Annotated in this window: 13 protein-coding genes; 5 read left to right on the top strand and 8 right to left on the bottom strand. The window is 71.2% G+C overall.

Annotated elements, in window-relative coordinates; genetic code table 11:
• Nucleotides 1-10 precede the first annotated feature (10 nt).
• Nucleotides 11-1,210, bottom strand: a complete 1,200-nt coding sequence (locus tag QRN30_RS08015; RefSeq protein ID WP_274007920.1) for a Fic family protein — start codon at nt 1,208-1,210, stop codon at nt 11-13.
• A gap of 136 nt (nt 1,211-1,346) precedes the next feature.
• Here QRN30_RS08015 and QRN30_RS08010 point away from each other — a divergent pair, with 136 nt between their 5' ends.
• On the top strand, nt 1,347-2,546 hold the full coding sequence (locus QRN30_RS08010; RefSeq protein WP_056071325.1) for an amidohydrolase: 1,200 nt from the start codon (nt 1,347-1,349) through the stop codon (nt 2,544-2,546).
• Nucleotides 2,547-2,765: 219 nt separating this feature from the next.
• Here QRN30_RS08010 and QRN30_RS08005 read toward each other — a convergent pair whose 3' ends face one another.
• Nucleotides 2,766-3,656, bottom strand: coding sequence for an aminodeoxychorismate lyase (locus QRN30_RS08005; RefSeq protein WP_056071322.1), 891 nt, complete (start codon nt 3,654-3,656; stop codon nt 2,766-2,768).
• Nucleotides 3,657-3,675: 19 nt separating this feature from the next.
• A complete protein-coding gene (locus QRN30_RS08000; protein WP_111038858.1) occupies nt 3,676-4,026 on the bottom strand; it encodes a tryptophan synthase subunit alpha in 351 nt (116 codons plus the stop codon).
• Between the two features lie 64 nt (nt 4,027-4,090).
• On the opposite strand from QRN30_RS08000, the gene QRN30_RS07995 reads away from it, so the two are divergent.
• Complete coding sequence (locus QRN30_RS07995; RefSeq protein WP_214584626.1) at nt 4,091-4,600, top strand: 8-oxo-dGTP diphosphatase; 510 nt, start codon at nt 4,091-4,093, stop codon at nt 4,598-4,600.
• A 52-nt stretch (nt 4,601-4,652) separates the two neighbouring features.
• Here QRN30_RS07995 and QRN30_RS07990 read toward each other — a convergent pair whose 3' ends face one another.
• The 3 genes from QRN30_RS07990 to QRN30_RS07980 are packed head-to-tail and all read right to left on the bottom strand — an operon-like array spanning nt 4,653 to nt 8,180.
• Entirely contained in the window at nt 4,653-4,940 is a 288-nt protein-coding gene (locus QRN30_RS07990) for a hypothetical protein (protein WP_071252337.1), read from the bottom strand.
• Nucleotides 4,941-4,957: 17 nt separating this feature from the next.
• Complete coding sequence (locus QRN30_RS07985; RefSeq protein WP_056071316.1) at nt 4,958-6,439, bottom strand: ABC transporter permease; 1,482 nt, start codon at nt 6,437-6,439, stop codon at nt 4,958-4,960.
• A gap of 52 nt (nt 6,440-6,491) precedes the next feature.
• Nucleotides 6,492-8,180, bottom strand: coding sequence for a cation:proton antiporter (locus QRN30_RS07980; RefSeq protein WP_284760827.1), 1,689 nt, complete (start codon nt 8,178-8,180; stop codon nt 6,492-6,494).
• Nucleotides 8,181-8,295: 115 nt separating this feature from the next.
• Here QRN30_RS07980 and QRN30_RS07975 point away from each other — a divergent pair, with 115 nt between their 5' ends.
• The 3 genes from QRN30_RS07975 (at nt 8,296) to QRN30_RS07965 (ending at nt 11,760) form a co-directional block, all read left to right on the top strand.
• Nucleotides 8,296-9,552 (top strand): inorganic phosphate transporter, encoded by a 1,257-nt coding sequence (locus QRN30_RS07975; protein WP_040418878.1) that lies wholly within the window; start codon nt 8,296-8,298, stop codon nt 9,550-9,552.
• Nucleotides 9,552-9,848, top strand: coding sequence for a hypothetical protein (locus QRN30_RS07970; protein WP_017885946.1), 297 nt, complete (start codon nt 9,552-9,554; stop codon nt 9,846-9,848). The genes QRN30_RS07975 and QRN30_RS07970 overlap by 1 nt, the downstream gene beginning before the upstream one ends.
• Nucleotides 9,849-10,278: 430 nt before the next feature.
• A complete protein-coding gene (locus QRN30_RS07965) occupies nt 10,279-11,760 on the top strand; it encodes an aspartate ammonia-lyase (protein ID WP_017885945.1) in 1,482 nt (493 codons plus the stop codon).
• A gap of 40 nt (nt 11,761-11,800) precedes the next feature.
• Here the strand turns inward: QRN30_RS07965 and QRN30_RS07960 are convergent, their stop codons facing one another.
• Both QRN30_RS07960 and QRN30_RS07955 read right to left on the bottom strand, forming a co-directional pair.
• Entirely contained in the window at nt 11,801-12,886 is a 1,086-nt protein-coding gene (locus QRN30_RS07960; protein ID WP_284760825.1) for a YihY/virulence factor BrkB family protein, read from the bottom strand.
• A 179-nt stretch (nt 12,887-13,065) separates the two neighbouring features.
• Complete coding sequence (locus QRN30_RS07955; protein ID WP_082509663.1) at nt 13,066-14,385, bottom strand: MFS transporter; 1,320 nt, start codon at nt 14,383-14,385, stop codon at nt 13,066-13,068.
• Between the last annotated feature and the right edge of the window lie 13 nt (nt 14,386-14,398).

The raw sequence follows: 14,398 nt of genomic DNA, 5'->3' as shown, positions 1-14,398 counted from the left end.
GCACCCCCGGTCAGGCCGCGGTCCGCTCGTGGCCGCCCACAGCGGCGTGCACCCGCTGCTCGAACGCCTCGAGCTCGGCGACCACGGCGGGTGCCACCCAGGCGCGGTCACGGCGGCGACGGGTGACCGGACGGAGCACGCCCGCCAGCACCAGGTCGAGCGTGACGCGCTCGACCTGGTCGGCGGTGAGCAGGGTTCCCAGGTGCGCTTCGGTCAGGACGGGGTCGTCGGCGAGCGCACGGCCGACGACGGCGTGCGGGCCCGTGGCGCAGGGACCGGTGGACCGGTCGGCGTCGTGCTCGGCGAGCAGCAGGGCGCCGAGCGTCGCCTCGTCGCAGACCGTCCCGATCGCCAGGGCCAGATCGGCCACGAACCCGGTGACCTGGCCGTCGCGGTACCGCTCCAGGTGCCGGAAGTACCGCGGTCGGTCCGCCGCGAGTGCGGTGGCCACGGGCGCGGTCACCGTCGTCGTGACCCCGCGGCGCCGCAGCACGGCCCCGATCAGCGCCCGCCCGGTCCGACCGTTGCCGTCGGTGAAGGGGTGGATCGACTCGAACTGCGCGTGCGCGATGGCCGCCTGGGCGATCGGGTGCAGGTCCACACGGTGCACGAACGCGAGCAGGTCGGCCATCAGCGGTGCCACGAGCTCCGGCGGCGGTGGGACGTACCGGGCGTCGCGGGGTGTGGCGCCGCCACCGATCCAGTTCTGCACGTCGCGGTACCGGCCTGCGGACCGTCCGTCGACCGGGTCGTCGCGCATCAGCAGACGGTGCGCCTCGAGCAGAGACGACTCCGTGACGATGCCCGAGTCCGCCGCGGAGACCAGGTGCTCGACGGCGCCGCCGGCCCGGACCACCGCGGTGGCACCCGGGTTCGCCCTGATGCCGACGAGCGCGCGCGCCAGGTCGTCGATCGAGGCGGGCTCGTCCTCGATCCGCGACGACGCCACGGCTTCGGTCCGGCCGAGCACGGACCCGAGCGGTGCGAGCCGGGAGCCGTGGTGGACGTCGAGGGTGCGCAGGGCCGTGGCGCTCCGGTCGAGCAGTGCGACGGTGTCGTCGTCGGGTGTCCACCGAGCCCTGGCGATGGACGGGGGCACCGACACCCGCACGGTGGTCACCAGCCGGTCGTCACGGCACCCGCGGACTGCGCTGCGCCAGGGTCGTTCGGCGCTGTGGTGCGTGGGCCAGGTCTCGCTCCGGTGTGCCATCCCGCGACGGTAGGGCCGCCGGGACGTCCGGCGCCAGGAATCGGTATTTCGCCCGCACGCCGCCGCCCGCCCGCACGCCGCCCGCGCGCCGCCGCCCGCACGCCCCGCCCGCACGCCCCCGCGTACCGTTGGTGCCATGAGCAACTCCTTCGCGATCACCGGTGCCCACGTCGTCCCCGTCTCCGCCCCCGCCTTCGACGGCGGCGCGGTCATCGTCGAGGACGGCCGGATCACCGCGGTCGGACCCGACGTCACCCCGCCCGACGGCATGACGGTCATCGACGCCGCGGGTTCGTGGCTCGTCCCCGGGTTCGTCGAGGCGCACGGCCACGTCGGCATCCACGAAGAAGCCAACGGCGAGGCCGGCAACGACACGAACGAGATGACCGCCCCGAACATGGCGGGCGTCCGCGCGATCGACGCGATCGACATCGACGACGAGGGCTTCCGGGACGCGCTCGCCGGCGGGATCACGAGCATCGTCGTCAAGCCCGGCTCGGGCAACCCGATCGGCGGCCAGAGCGTCGCCATCAAGACCTGGGGCGGCCGGACGATCGACGAGCAGCTCATCTCCGACTCGGTGAGCGTGAAGAGCGCCCTCGGCGAGAACCCGAAGCGGGTCTACGGCGGCAAGGGCCAGACCCCCTCCACCCGGCTCGGTGTCGCCAAGATCATCCGTGACGCCTTCGTCGACGCGCAGAACTACAAGGCCGCCCGCGATGCCGCCGCCGCGAAGGACGAGCCGTTCGCCCGCGACCTGACGAAGGAGACGCTCGTCCGGGTGCTCGACGGCGAACTCGTCTGGGACCAGCACACCCACCGCCACGACGACATCGCCACCGCCATCCGCCTGTCCGAGGAGTTCGGCTACCGGCTCGTCGTGAACCACGGCACCGAGGCGCACAAGATCGCCGACGTGCTGGCCGCGAAGGACATCCCGGTCATCTACGGCCCGCTCTTCACCAGCCGCTCGAAGGTCGAACTCCGCGACCGCGGCATCCCGAACCTCGCCACCATCGCGGCGGCCGGGGTCCGGGTCGCCATCACGACGGACGCGCCGGTCGTGCCGATCAACATGCTCGTCGACCAGGCGACCGCCGCCGTGAAGGAGGGCCTGCCCGCCCAGACCGCACTCGAGGCGCTCACGGTCAACCCGGCCGAGTTCCTGGGCTTCGGCGACCGTGTCGGTCGCCTGGCCGAGGGCTACGACGCCGACCTCGTGCTCTGGGACGGCGACCCGCTCGACGCGACCAGCCGCGCGACGCGCGTCTGGATCGACGGCAAGACCGTCTTCGCGTGGGCCGACGGAGCCGGCGTGACCACCCCGCGCTGGTAGCGGCCACGAGACGCCGGCGTCTCGCGTGACGCGGTGGGCTCAGCCACAGGCGGACGGGAGGCCCGTGGCGAGCCCGCCACGGGCCTCCCGTCCGTCAGGTGTCCGGTCGCGAGACGCCGTCGTTTCGGCACGACGCCGTCACACCCGCGAGACGCCGCCCAATTCCGCGGCGTCTCGCGGACACGACGGCGTCTTCCGGGTCGAGCGGTCAGACCGTGCTCAGACCTCGCGCGCCAGCAGGAAGTCGTTGATGCGCGTCGTCAGGTCCGCGTCGATCGCGCGGGCGTCGCCGTTCACCGAACGGATCGGCGCCGCCTGCCGCACGCTCGACACGAGCCAGAGCGCGTCCGCGGCTGCAAGATCGGCGAGGGTGACGAGCTCGTAGGCGGTCTCGATGCCCTCCTGCTCAGCGAAGCGGAACACGTCGGCCTGCGTCGTGCCCGCCAGGATCCCGATGTCGGTGCGGGGCGTGACCAGCCGGTCGCCGACCTTCATGATCAGGTTCGCGCGCGTGCCCTCGAGCACGTAGCCGTCGCTCGAGACGAACAGGGCGTCGTCGGCGCCGCGGCGGACGGCCTCGCGCAGGGCGGCCATGTTGACGCCGTACGACAGCGTCTTCGCGCCCTGCAGCAGCCAGGGCGAGGTGCGCTCGACGTCGTGCCGGTAGCCGCGGTCGAGGACGACGACGGAGATCCCCTCGGTGCGGGCGGCCGTGGAGTCGCCAGACGGCGCGGCGTAGACCCAGCCGGTCGGACGGTCGGTGCCCTCGACGCCGCGGGTCAGGACGGTCTTGGCGAAGGCCTCGCGCACCGGGTCGAGGCGCGCGCAGACGGCCTCGATGGCCTGGCGCCACGCCTCGGGGTCGGGGGCGGGCAGGTCGAGCATCGCGGCGGAGCGACCGAAACGGGCGAGGTGCGCCTCGAGGGCCTGGGGCCGACCGTCGATCACCGTGATCGTCTCGAACACGCCGTCACCGCGCGTGACGCCGAGGTCCTGCACCTGGACGTGCTCTTCGAGCGGCTTCGCCCACGTGAAGGCGTCGGCCGCGGGGTCGTGCGGCGCGGCGTCGCGGGAGGGCTGGTTGAGGACGGCGAGCACGGTTTCGGTCATGCGTCCATCCAACCGCAGCTCAGCCCGCTTCGGGCAGGGCGCCGAGCAGCTTCCACACGGCGGGCGTCAGCTCGGGGTGCTGCAGCGCGATCCGGCGCAGCCGGTGGTACTCCTCTCCCAGCTTGGTGCCCTGCCCGGACGCCGGGTGGCTCGACCACTGTGCGTGCCGCTTGCCGATCGCCTCGTCCAGGTCGACGGCGTCCGCGCGCAGGATCAGCACGACCTGCTCGTCGACGGTGGGGAGCGTCGGCATGAACTCCCACGGGTCCTCGCCCTGACGGCTCCGGTGCTCGACGAGCATCGAGATCTCCTCGGCGGCCTCGGCGCGCAGCACTTCGAGGCTGCGCCCGGTCCTGCGGGGCTCAGCCATGGTGCCCCCGCAGCACGCCTGCCATGGGAAGAGCGTACGACACTCCATCGGTCACACTGGACGCGTGAGCCTTCGCGACGAGAGCAAGTCCCAGCATCCCCGGGTGGTGGTCGTGTACCTGCTGCGCGACGGCGAGGCAGGGCCCGAGGTGCTGCTGGGGGAGAAGCGCCGCGGCCTCGGCACCGGCCGTCTGGTCGGCCCCGGCGGCAAGCGCGAGTCCGGCGAGACGGCGGTCGAGACCGCCGTGCGCGAGGTGCGTGAAGAGGTCGGCCTGCGGGTCGACGCGGTCGACCTGGAGGCCCGTGGCACGTTGGACTACCGGTTCCCGTACCGACCGTCCTGGTCCCAGGTCTCGGACGTCTTCGTCTGCCGCCGCTGGCAGGGGGACCCGTCGGGCTCGGACGAACTGGAGCCGCGCTGGATCCCGGTCGACGCCGTGCCCTACGACGCGATGTGGGACGACGCCCGGTACTGGTTGCCGGGGGTGCTCGCTGGCGGCAACGTCCGGGCGCGGTTCACGTTCGCCGAGGACGACGCGACGGTGTCCGGGTTCACCGGCACGGGTGTGGCCTAGTTCTTCCGCTGGGGCGGGTCTCGCTCAGGGCGTCTGCTGGGTGCGCGTGCCGCTAGCGCGTCTGCTGCGTGCGGGTGCTGCCGGTCCGGGCCTCTTCGGCGGCGGCCATGACGTCGGCGTCGCCGCTCCGGCCGCCCAGAGGCCGCACGAAGAAGTCGATGACACCGACGACGATCGCACCGATCATCGAGAACATCGCCCACCCGACGAACAGCCCGGCGGTGCCGCGCCCGTCGGCTGGGGCGAGCAGGACGCTCGCGGCGTAGAAGCCCAGCGTCAGCACGAGGAACACGACGACGACGGTGACGAGGACGCGGTGCCAGGTGATTCGGGGGTTCATGCCCCTCAGGATACGCGTCAGCGGTCGGCGTGCTTGCCGTGCGGAGCCGCCGCCGGTCGCGGCTCCTTCCGGTTCGCGGGGCGCTGCACGGCGATGCGACCGGTCGGGGTCGCGCCCGGTTCGAGGCCGTCGCGCGCGCCGGTGAAGACGTCGCCACCGGTGCGTTCGTCCTCCCAGTCGTCGTCCCGCAGCACGCTCAGGGTGCCGGTCTCGGTGGAGGTCAGCCCGTGGCGCTCCAGCTCGGCGTCGCGCTGCCCGCCGAGGAACTCGCGGTTGGCCGTGTTCGCGTCCTGGAACATCGTCGTGCGGCCGGTGACGATCGCGCGGATCCGTTTGCGCTCCCACCACTGCTTGCCGAAGTACATGAGCACGAGGCCGGCCGCCGCGTAGCACGCCATCGTGATCAGGCCTCGGGCCGGACCGGGGCCGACGCCGTAGACCTGGTGCTTGATCATGTCGACCATGCTCGAGCCGACCACGACGTTGTTGAGCCACGCGAACGGCTCGGGCATGAACCACTTCGGGTAGGCGCCGCCGGACGACGGCATGGACAGGAAGACGAAGCAGATCATCGCCGGGGCGGCGATGAAGCGGCCGACGAAGTAGCTCAGACCGTTCACCGCCAGGCCGATCGCCACGATCCAGCCCCAGGCGATGAGCACCAGCTGGATCCAGTGGCCGTGGATGGCACCGAGCACCGGGCCGGCGAGCGTGTTCGTGATGAGCGAGATGACCAGGCCGCCGACCGCGATGACCGTCATGCGGGTGCGGTGCCGGAGCGGGCCGCCCATGATGCCGATGAACATCGCGACCATGTAGCCGCCGATGCACCACGCGAGCATCACGTACATCGCCACGGTGCCGTACTCGTCCCACGCCGGCAGGGGCGCGAGCTCGGTCACCTTCGGGGTCGCGACGCCCAGGCCGGTGAGCACCGCGCTGAGGGTGGCCGGCACGAGGCTCGCGACCTGGAACTGGTGCGCGCTCGCCTTGAAGAACTCGTTCGCGGCCGGGTCGTACGCGACCGCCATCGAGCCGTCGACCACGTCGCGCTTCGCCTGGGCGAGCGAGTCGTAGGAGTGGAACACGAACTCGCCCGGCAACGCCCGCTGCACGGCCTGCACGAAGGACGGGTCGCTGCCGATCAGGGCGATCGGCACGTCGTGCGGGTGCGGGGCGTGGAACGCGAACACGTAGCACAGGCAGAACCCGACGATGAAGAACAGCGGCATCCACAGCTGCAGGCCGATGAGCTGGAGCGACGGGTGCAGTGTCGAGTACCAGCGGCGGTACGCGCTGTACTGCTGCGGGGCGGGGACGGGGGCCTGCCGCCGGGGTGCTGACCGGCTGGCGTGTCCCGCGACCTTGGCACCGCGACGCGGCTTCGTCCCCTGGGCGGACGGCCGGCTCCCGCGCGACTTCGAGGGCGTCGGACGCGAACCGCCGGGGCGCTCCGGTCCGTCGTCGTTCCTGGGGACGTCGTTCCGCGGCGTGCTCACTCGGCGCTCTGCTCCTGCTCTCGATCGGAGCGCCAGGATACGCCCGAGGTGCTCAGGAGCGACTGCGCGATGCCTGCGCCGAGTCCATTGCGAGCTCCTCGGCGTCGAGGGTCACGAGCACGCGGCGCATGACCTCCTCGTCGAGGTTCCCCTTCTCCCGCTCCTCGAGCACGATCTCGCGGCGGCGGTCGAGCAGCTCGCGCCGGATGTCCTGGATCTGCGAGCCACGCAGGCGCAGTGCGACGTTCCGCTCCTCGTCCTCTTCTTCCTCGGCGTCCTGGCGGAAGGTCTCGGCCTGACGCTCGAGTCGTGCCTTCAGCCGGTTCACCACCGAGTCGACGGCGTCCGAGCCGTACTGCTTCGCCCACGCCGGACGTCGCTTCTCGAGCAGCTCGATCGCGGCCTCGGTGGTGCGCTGGTTGAGTCGCATCTCGCTGCGCACGTCCTCTTCGCCCTCGGCCGGGTCCTGCACCTTGAGCGCGCGGATGACGAAGGGCAGCGTGAGCCCCTGCAACAGCAGGGTGCCGACGGTGACGAAGAAGGCGATGATGAAGATCGTGTCCTGCGCCGGGATCTGCGTCGGGCTCGCGACGACGGAGACCGCTGCCGCCAGGGTCACCACGCCACGCATGCCCGTCCACGAGATGACGGTGAGCTCCCGCCAGTTGAGCTTCGGCTCCGCGGAACCGCGCATCCACCGCAGTGAGGGGTGCCCGCGGGACAGCTTGATCCGCAGCGGCCGGAGCCACTTCCCGTTGAACCGGTTGCGCACGTACGACTCGAACACGAACAGCGGCCGCACCAGGATCACCACCGCGAGCACGACAGCCGCCGCGGTGAGCGTCTGCCCGAGGCTGCGCTTGCTCTCCACCAGGTCCTGCACGACGGTGTTGAGCTGCAGGCCGATGAGCGCGAACACGAAGCCCTCCAGGATGACGTCGATGCTCGTCCAGAGCGGACGCTCCTGCAGGCGGGTGGCGTAGCCCTCCTTCGGCGAGTTGTAGCCGATGTACAGGCCGGCCGTGACGACCGCGATGACGCCGGAGCCGGACAGGTCCTCGGCGAGGATGTACGCGACGAACGGCAGCAGGATGCTCATGATCGTCTCGACCACGGGGTCGTTGATGCGCATCCGGATCCAGTGCACGACGACGCCGAGCACGATGCCGACGACCAGGCCGACGCCGATCGCGAGCCCGAAGATGCCGAGGTCCTGCCAGACCGTCAGCGACGTGCCGGCGATGATGAGCGTGAACACGCGCACCAGGGTCAGCGAGGCCGCGTCGTTGATGAGGCTCTCGCCGGACAGCACGGTCATGACACGCCGGGGGAGTCCGAGCTTCCGGCCGATCGCGGCGGCGGACACCGCGTCCGGCGGGGCGACGATCGCGCCGAGCAGGATCGCCGCAGGCAGCGTCATGTCCGGGATGAGCAGGTACGCCACTCCGCCGACGACCAGGGCCGTCACGATCACCAGGAAGATGCCGAGTCGTCGGATCTGCTTGATCGAGCCGCGGAAGCTCTGCCACGACACGTCGAGCGCGGCGGAGTAGAGCAGCGGCGGCAGGATCACCGTGAGGATGACCTCGGAGTCGATCTCCATCGGGGGCAGCCCGGGCAGGAACGACGCCGCCAGGGCGACCGCTGTGACGAGCAGGGGAGCGGGGAGCCCCTTGGCGCGGGCGAACCCGGTCACCGCGAGCGATCCGATCAACAGGATGAGGAGCTCAGCGGTGTCCATGGACCCATTCTTCCATCGGCATGGTTCCGAACCTGAACGAGTGTGAAGCGACGGTGAACAACAGGTTGCCGATCAGGTTTGCTCGAAGGGCCGACGCCTGGGACACTTGCCCGCGGTGGACATCACACTCATAGTCGTCCTGGTCATCGCGTTGGCCCTCTTCTTCGACTTCACAAACGGTTTTCACGACACCGCCAACGCGATGGCGACCCCGATCGCGACCGGCGCCATGAAGCCCAAGGTGGCGGTCACCGTCGCTGCGGTGCTCAACCTGGTCGGTGCGTTCCTCAGCACCGCCGTGGCGACGTCGATCTCGCACGGGCTGATCAACGAGGGCCCCGGTGGCGTCGCGATCAGCCCCGAGATGATCTTCGCGGGCTTGATCGGGGCAGTCGTCTGGAACATGATCACGTGGCTCCGCGGGCTGCCGTCGTCGTCCTCGCACGCGTTGTTCGGCGGGCTCATCGGTGCCGCGATCGTCGGTGCCGGGTTCCAGTCGGTCAACTACGTCGCGCTGCTGACGGTCGTGATCATCCCGGCGTTCGCCTCGCCCGTGATCGCGGCGCTCGTGTCGTTCCTGTCGACGCGCATCGCGTACCGGATCACCAAGCGGCCGGTGTTCCCGAACGAGCGCGGCGGGTTCCGGATCGGGCAGGTCTTCACCAGCTCGATGGTGTCCCTGGCGCACGGCACCAACGACGCGCAGAAGACGATGGGCGTCATCACGCTGACCCTCATCGCCTCGGGCGCGCAGTCGTCGAACCAGGGCGTGCAGTTCTGGGTCGTCGTGGCCTGTGCCCTCGCGATCGCGCTCGGTACCTACACGGGTGGCTGGCGGATCATCCGCACGCTCGGCTCGGGCATCACCGAGATCCGGGCGACCCAGGGCTTCGCGGCCGAGGCCTCGACCGCGGCGACGATCCTCGCCTCCAGCCACCTCGGCTTCGCGCTGTCCACGACGCAGGTGTCCTCGGGTTCCATCATCGGTGCCGGGCTCGGCCGCCGGGGCTCGAAGATCCAGTGGTCGACCGCCGGCAAGATCGTCATCGCCTGGTTCATCACCCTGCCTGCCGCTGCTGCGGTCGGTGCCGTCGCCTCCGGGATCGCCCGTCTCGGCGTCATCGGGCTCGTGATCGACGCCGTGGTCGGTGCCGCCGTCATCCTCGGCCTGTACCTCTGGTCGCTCCGCAAGCCGCACGAGCAGGCCTCGGCCATCGAGGTCGACGTCGCCGCGAACGCGGTCCTGACCCGCAAGGAGCTGCGCGACATGCAGCGCAAGAAGCGCGCCGACGCGGTCGCCGAGCGTCGCGCCGAACTGAGCCGCGAGCGGACGCTCCGTCGCATGGCGGCCCGCAAGGGAGGCCGTCGCTGATGGGCATCGACTGGTTTGCATTCCTCACCGTGGCGCTCGTCGCCGTGGTCTCGTCGTGCTTCGTCGTCGCCGTGTACTCGGTCGGCCTCCGTCTCTGGAGCGCCGCCGACACCCGCGCCGGCAAGTTCACCGTGAAGGACGACGGCACGATCGGTCCGGCCACCGCGGGCTTCCCGAACCCGGCCGGCGCCTCGACGGCTACACGTGCACTCCGTGCCGCTGCCGTCGCGTGCTTCGTCGTGTGCGGCGCCGTCGTGCTCTACGGCATCTACCTCATCGTTCCGCAGTTCCACTGACGGGCGCGCTCACCGAGTGAGCAGAAGACGCCGGGTCGCCCTTCGCGACCCGGCGTCTTCTGCTCACTCGTCGTGTGTTCGCCGCGCCCGCGGCGCGGACGGGAGGCCCGTGGCGGCCTGGCGCCGCGCCTCCCGTCCGCCCCGGGCGAGCGGGCGAAATGCCGGCGTGCGTTGCCGAGGCGACCGCGGCATTCCGCCCGCTCGCGTGGGCGGCGCGCTTGGTGAGCAGAAGATGTCGGCTCGGGGTGCGCGACTCGACATCTTCTGCTCACGAAGTGCACGGCGGGCGCTCGCCGGACGAGCGGGCGAAATGCCGGCGTGCGTTACCGAAGCGACCGCGGCATTCCGCCCGCTCGCGCAGGAACGCGCCGCTCTGCACAGTCCCGGCGCGTTCCCGGACCGGCTGGACGGACCGGACTAGCCTCGACGTGTGACCGGCAACGAGGAGGCACCTGTGACGACGACGCGGACCGAGAGCGACTCGCTGGGATCACGGGAGGTCCCGAACGACGCCTACTGGGGCATCAACACGTTGCGGGCGCTGGAGAACTTCCCGATCACCTCCGTGCCGATCGCCGTGTACCCGGACCTCATCGAGGCGCTCGTCACCGTGAAGCAGGCGGCGGCGCGGGCGAACCGGGCGATCGGTGTCCTCGACGAGGAGCGCGCCGACGCGATCGACCGCGCGGCGCAGGAAGTGCGCGACGGGGCGCTCCGCGAGCAGTTCGTCGTCGACGTCGTGCAGGGCGGCGCGGGCACGAGCACGAACATGAACACGAACGAGGTGCTCGCCAACCGGGCACTCGAACTCCTGGGCCGTGCGCGGGGCGACTACGCGTACCTGCACCCGATCGACCACGTGAACCGCAGCCAGTCGACGAACGACACCTACCCGACGAGCATCAAGATCGCGATGATCTTCGGCGTCCGGCGGCTGATCGTGCAGCTCGAGGAACTCTCCGCCGCGTTCGCCGAGCGGGGCCGCGCCTTCGCCGACGTGCTCAAGGTCGGCCGGACGCAGCTGCAGGACGCCGTGCCGATGACCCTCGGGCAGGAGTTCACCGGCTTCTCGCACACCATCCAGGAGGACGCGGAGATGCTCCGCAAGGTGATGCCGCTGCTCGCCGAGATGAACCTCGGCGCGACGGCCATCGGCACCGGGATCACCGCGGATCCGCTCTACCGCGACGAGGTCCGCCGGCAGCTGCAGGAGGCGAGCGGGATCGACGTCGTCACCGCCCCCGACCTCATCGAGGCGACGAGCGACGCCGGCGCCTTCATGACCCTGTCCGGCACGGTCAAGCGCAGCGCCGCGAAGCTTTCGAAGATCTGCAACGACCTGCGGCTGCTGTCGTCCGGCCCGCAGGCGGGCCTCGGCGAGATCACCCTGCCCGCTCGCCAGGCCGGTTCGTCGATCATGCCGGGCAAGGTGAACCCGGTGATCCCCGAGGTCGTGAACCAGATCGCCTACGCGGTCGCCGGAGCCGACACCACGGTGACCATGGCGGCGGAGAGCGGCCAGCTCCAGCTCAACGCCTTCGAGCCGATCATCGCCCACTCGATCCTGCAGTCCCTGCAGTGGATGTCCCGTGGCTGTGCGACCCTCCGCGAGCACTGCGTCGTCGGCATCGAAGCGAACGAGGCGAAGCTCGCCGCCCAGGTCGACACGAACGTCGGCGTCGTCACCGCGCTGACGCCGTACATCGGGTACGCGGCCGCGGCGTCGATCGCGCACACGGCGTTGACCACTTCGACGCCGATCTCGACGCTCGTCGTGGCCGCGGGCCTGATGGACGAGGACCAGGTCATGCGGGTGCTCAGCCCGGCACGGCTGTCGGGGATCGAGCTGGCGACCGGCGCCATCCCGATCGTCACCGAGGAGATGCTGGACGCCGAGGCGCGCAAGCGCTGACGCGGGGCGTCCGCGGCAACGAGCGCGCGCACGCCACCCGTCAGGGCAGCGGCCGCTCGCCCACCCGCACCTGCTGCGCCATCGCCCGCAGCTGCTCCTCGCCCGGGGTCAGCTCGGCGTCCTCGTCCTCGGCCACCCGAGCGGCCTCGGCCCGGACGTGCTGCGCTGCAGCCATGTCCTGGTCCCGCCAGCGCGCGAGCGTGAAGTTCCGGGTGACGTCCCGCAGCGGCAGCCGGATCGACTCGTCCGCTTCGATGCCGGCCATCAGCTGCCGCATCCGGATCACCTCGGAGTCGAGCTCCCCGCCGACCACGAGCACGAAGTTCGAGATGTACAGGTACACGAGCAGCAGGATCGCGCCGCCGAGCCACCCGTAGGCACGGTTCCCGCCGCCGAGGGTCTCCACGTAGAGCGCGAACCCGAGGGTGGCGATGGCCCAGGTGACGATCGCGAACGCGGCACCGGCCGACACCCACCGCAGCTGCGGGGTCTTCACGTTCGGCGTCGCGTAGTACAGCACCGCCACCATCACGACCAGGTCGACCGCGAGCACCGGCCACTTCGCCACGTTCCACACGTCGTCGATCCAGGGCGCCCACCCGAGCTGCCGGATGACGGCCTCGGAGATCGTCGGGGTGCCGAGCAGGATGACGATCGCGACGGCACCGCCGACCATGACGAGCAGCGTGACGAGGAGCATCATGCTGCGGAACTTCCAGATCCGCCGACCCTCCTCGACCTCGTACGCGGTGTTCATCGCCCGCCCGAACGCCGTCGCGTAGCCGGACAGCGACCAGAGCGTCAGCACGACGCCGATCGTGAACCCGAGCCACGGGTTGTCCAGGGTCAGCAGCTGCCGGAGCGGGCCCTCGAGGTGCGACGCGGTCTCGGGCCGGACGATGAACCCGAGGACCTCGACGATGTCGGTCAGGCTGTCGCCCTTGCGGTCCACGATGGACAGGGCCGACACCACCGCCAGCGCGGTCGGGAAGACGGTCAGCAGGGCGAAGAACGTCAGCGACGCGGCCGCGTCGACGACGCGGTGCCGGATGACGGAGTGGTAGGTGCGCCGGACGACGGCGCGGACTCCCGTCCGCTGGAGATCGCGCGATGCGCTGTCCGGCATGTGTCGTACGGTACCCGACACGTGCGGCCCTGGAGGCCCGTGGCGGGCCCGCCCCGCGCCTCCCGACCGCCTGTTGGTCGCGCTGGTGCGCCTGCAAGACACCGGTGTCACGCTCCGCACCGCGGAACGCGGGTGTTCCACGCGCGAACACCGGTGTTATGCGCACCAGGACCGACCGGTCAGTTGGCGTGGGGGTGCAGGGCGTCGTAGCGGCGGAACGACGGGACCATCCGGACGAGGAGCGCGACGAGGCCGATGATCAGCACGCCGCCGATGACCGGCGGGTACGCGATGCCGGCCGCGACGACCAGGCCGGCGTACAGGTCGCCGAGCCGCGGACCGCCCGTGACCACCACGATGAAGATGCCCTGCAGCCGACCACGCATGCCGTCCGGCGACGCTGCCTGCAGGATCGTGTTCCGGAACACCGAGCTGACGTTGTCCGCGCCGCCGGCCATCGCCAGGAACAGCGCCGCGAGCCCGAGCGCGGGCAGGATCTCGACCCCGAACGCCTCACCCGAGCGACCGCCCAGGACGTGCGCCAGCGCGATCACCACACCGAACGCCGCGATCGCCCCGCCGTACGCCGTGATGGCCCAGCCGACGGCCTCACCCTGGCGTCGGACGTGCCCGAGCGGCCCGGAGAACACGCTCGACAGCAGCGCTCCGATCGCGTACGCGGCGGTCAGGGTGCCGACCGTGATCGACCCGCCGCCGATGACGAGCGCCCCGATCGCGGGGAACAGCACGCGCGGCTGCCCGAACGTCATCGCGACGATGTCGAGCACGAAGGTCATCGTGATGTTGCGCGACCGCCGCAGGAACCTCGCACCCTCGATGAGCGAGCCGAGCCCCGGCCGCAGCGCGTCGTGGTCGGCAGCCATCCGCGGCAGCGTGAACACCCCGAGGAACGCGAACGTGAACAGCACGACGTCGATCGTGTACGTCGGCGCGAACCCGACGGTCGCGATGAGCACTCCGGCGATCGCCGGGCCCACCGTGACCTGGAACCCCGACGCGATCCCGCCCAGGGCGCTCGCCGCGGGCAGCAGGTCGGTGCCGACGAGCCGCGGGACGATGGCCGAGCGGGACGCGTTGCTGACGGTGGCGGCGACGGCGTTCACCGTGGCGAGCACGTAGAGCAAGAGGACGCTGTGCAGGTCGAGCCAGGCGTGGGTGGCGATCAGGGCGACCGCGACCCACGCGATGATCGAGGACACGAGCGCGACGAGGCGCCGGTCGAAGGCATCCGCGAGCATCCCGCCGTACAGACCCGCGACGATCATCGGTACGAGCGCGATGACACCCACCAGGGCCACGGCGAAGGTCGAGCGGGTGATCTCGTAGACCTCGAGCCCGACGGCCACGGTCGTCATCTGGGTGCCGATGCCGGCGATCGCGGTGCCCGCCCAGAGCCGGGCGAAGGCGGGGGAGCGGCGGAGCGGGGTCAGGTCGGCGAGCAGACGGCGGCGCGGCGGTGCGGGAGTCGATGGTGTCACGGTGGAACCATTC

This window comes from Curtobacterium sp. MEB011 (assembly GCF_030209655.1).
In the GTDB taxonomy this organism is placed as follows: domain Bacteria; phylum Actinomycetota; class Actinomycetes; order Actinomycetales; family Microbacteriaceae; genus Curtobacterium; species Curtobacterium poinsettiae.
This window is presented reverse-complemented; position numbering and strand designations above follow the sequence as displayed.

Coding starts and splice junctions, on each gene's coding strand:
- QRN30_RS08000 (WP_111038858.1), bottom strand. CDS start 4,026: ATGGCTGAGCCCCGCAGGACCGGGCGCAGCCTCGAAGTGCTGCGCGCC.
- QRN30_RS07980 (WP_284760827.1), bottom strand. CDS start 8,180: ATGGACACCGCTGAGCTCCTCATCCTGTTGATCGGATCGCTCGCGGTG.
- QRN30_RS08015 (WP_274007920.1), bottom strand. CDS start 1,210: ATGGCACACCGGAGCGAGACCTGGCCCACGCACCACAGCGCCGAACGA.
- QRN30_RS07960 (WP_284760825.1), bottom strand. CDS start 12,886: ATGCCGGACAGCGCATCGCGCGATCTCCAGCGGACGGGAGTCCGCGCC.
- QRN30_RS07970 (WP_017885946.1), top strand. CDS start 9,552: ATGGGCATCGACTGGTTTGCATTCCTCACCGTGGCGCTCGTCGCCGTG.
- QRN30_RS08005 (WP_056071322.1), bottom strand. CDS start 3,656: ATGACCGAAACCGTGCTCGCCGTCCTCAACCAGCCCTCCCGCGACGCC.
- QRN30_RS08010 (WP_056071325.1), top strand. CDS start 1,347: ATGAGCAACTCCTTCGCGATCACCGGTGCCCACGTCGTCCCCGTCTCC.
- QRN30_RS07990 (WP_071252337.1), bottom strand. CDS start 4,940: ATGAACCCCCGAATCACCTGGCACCGCGTCCTCGTCACCGTCGTCGTC.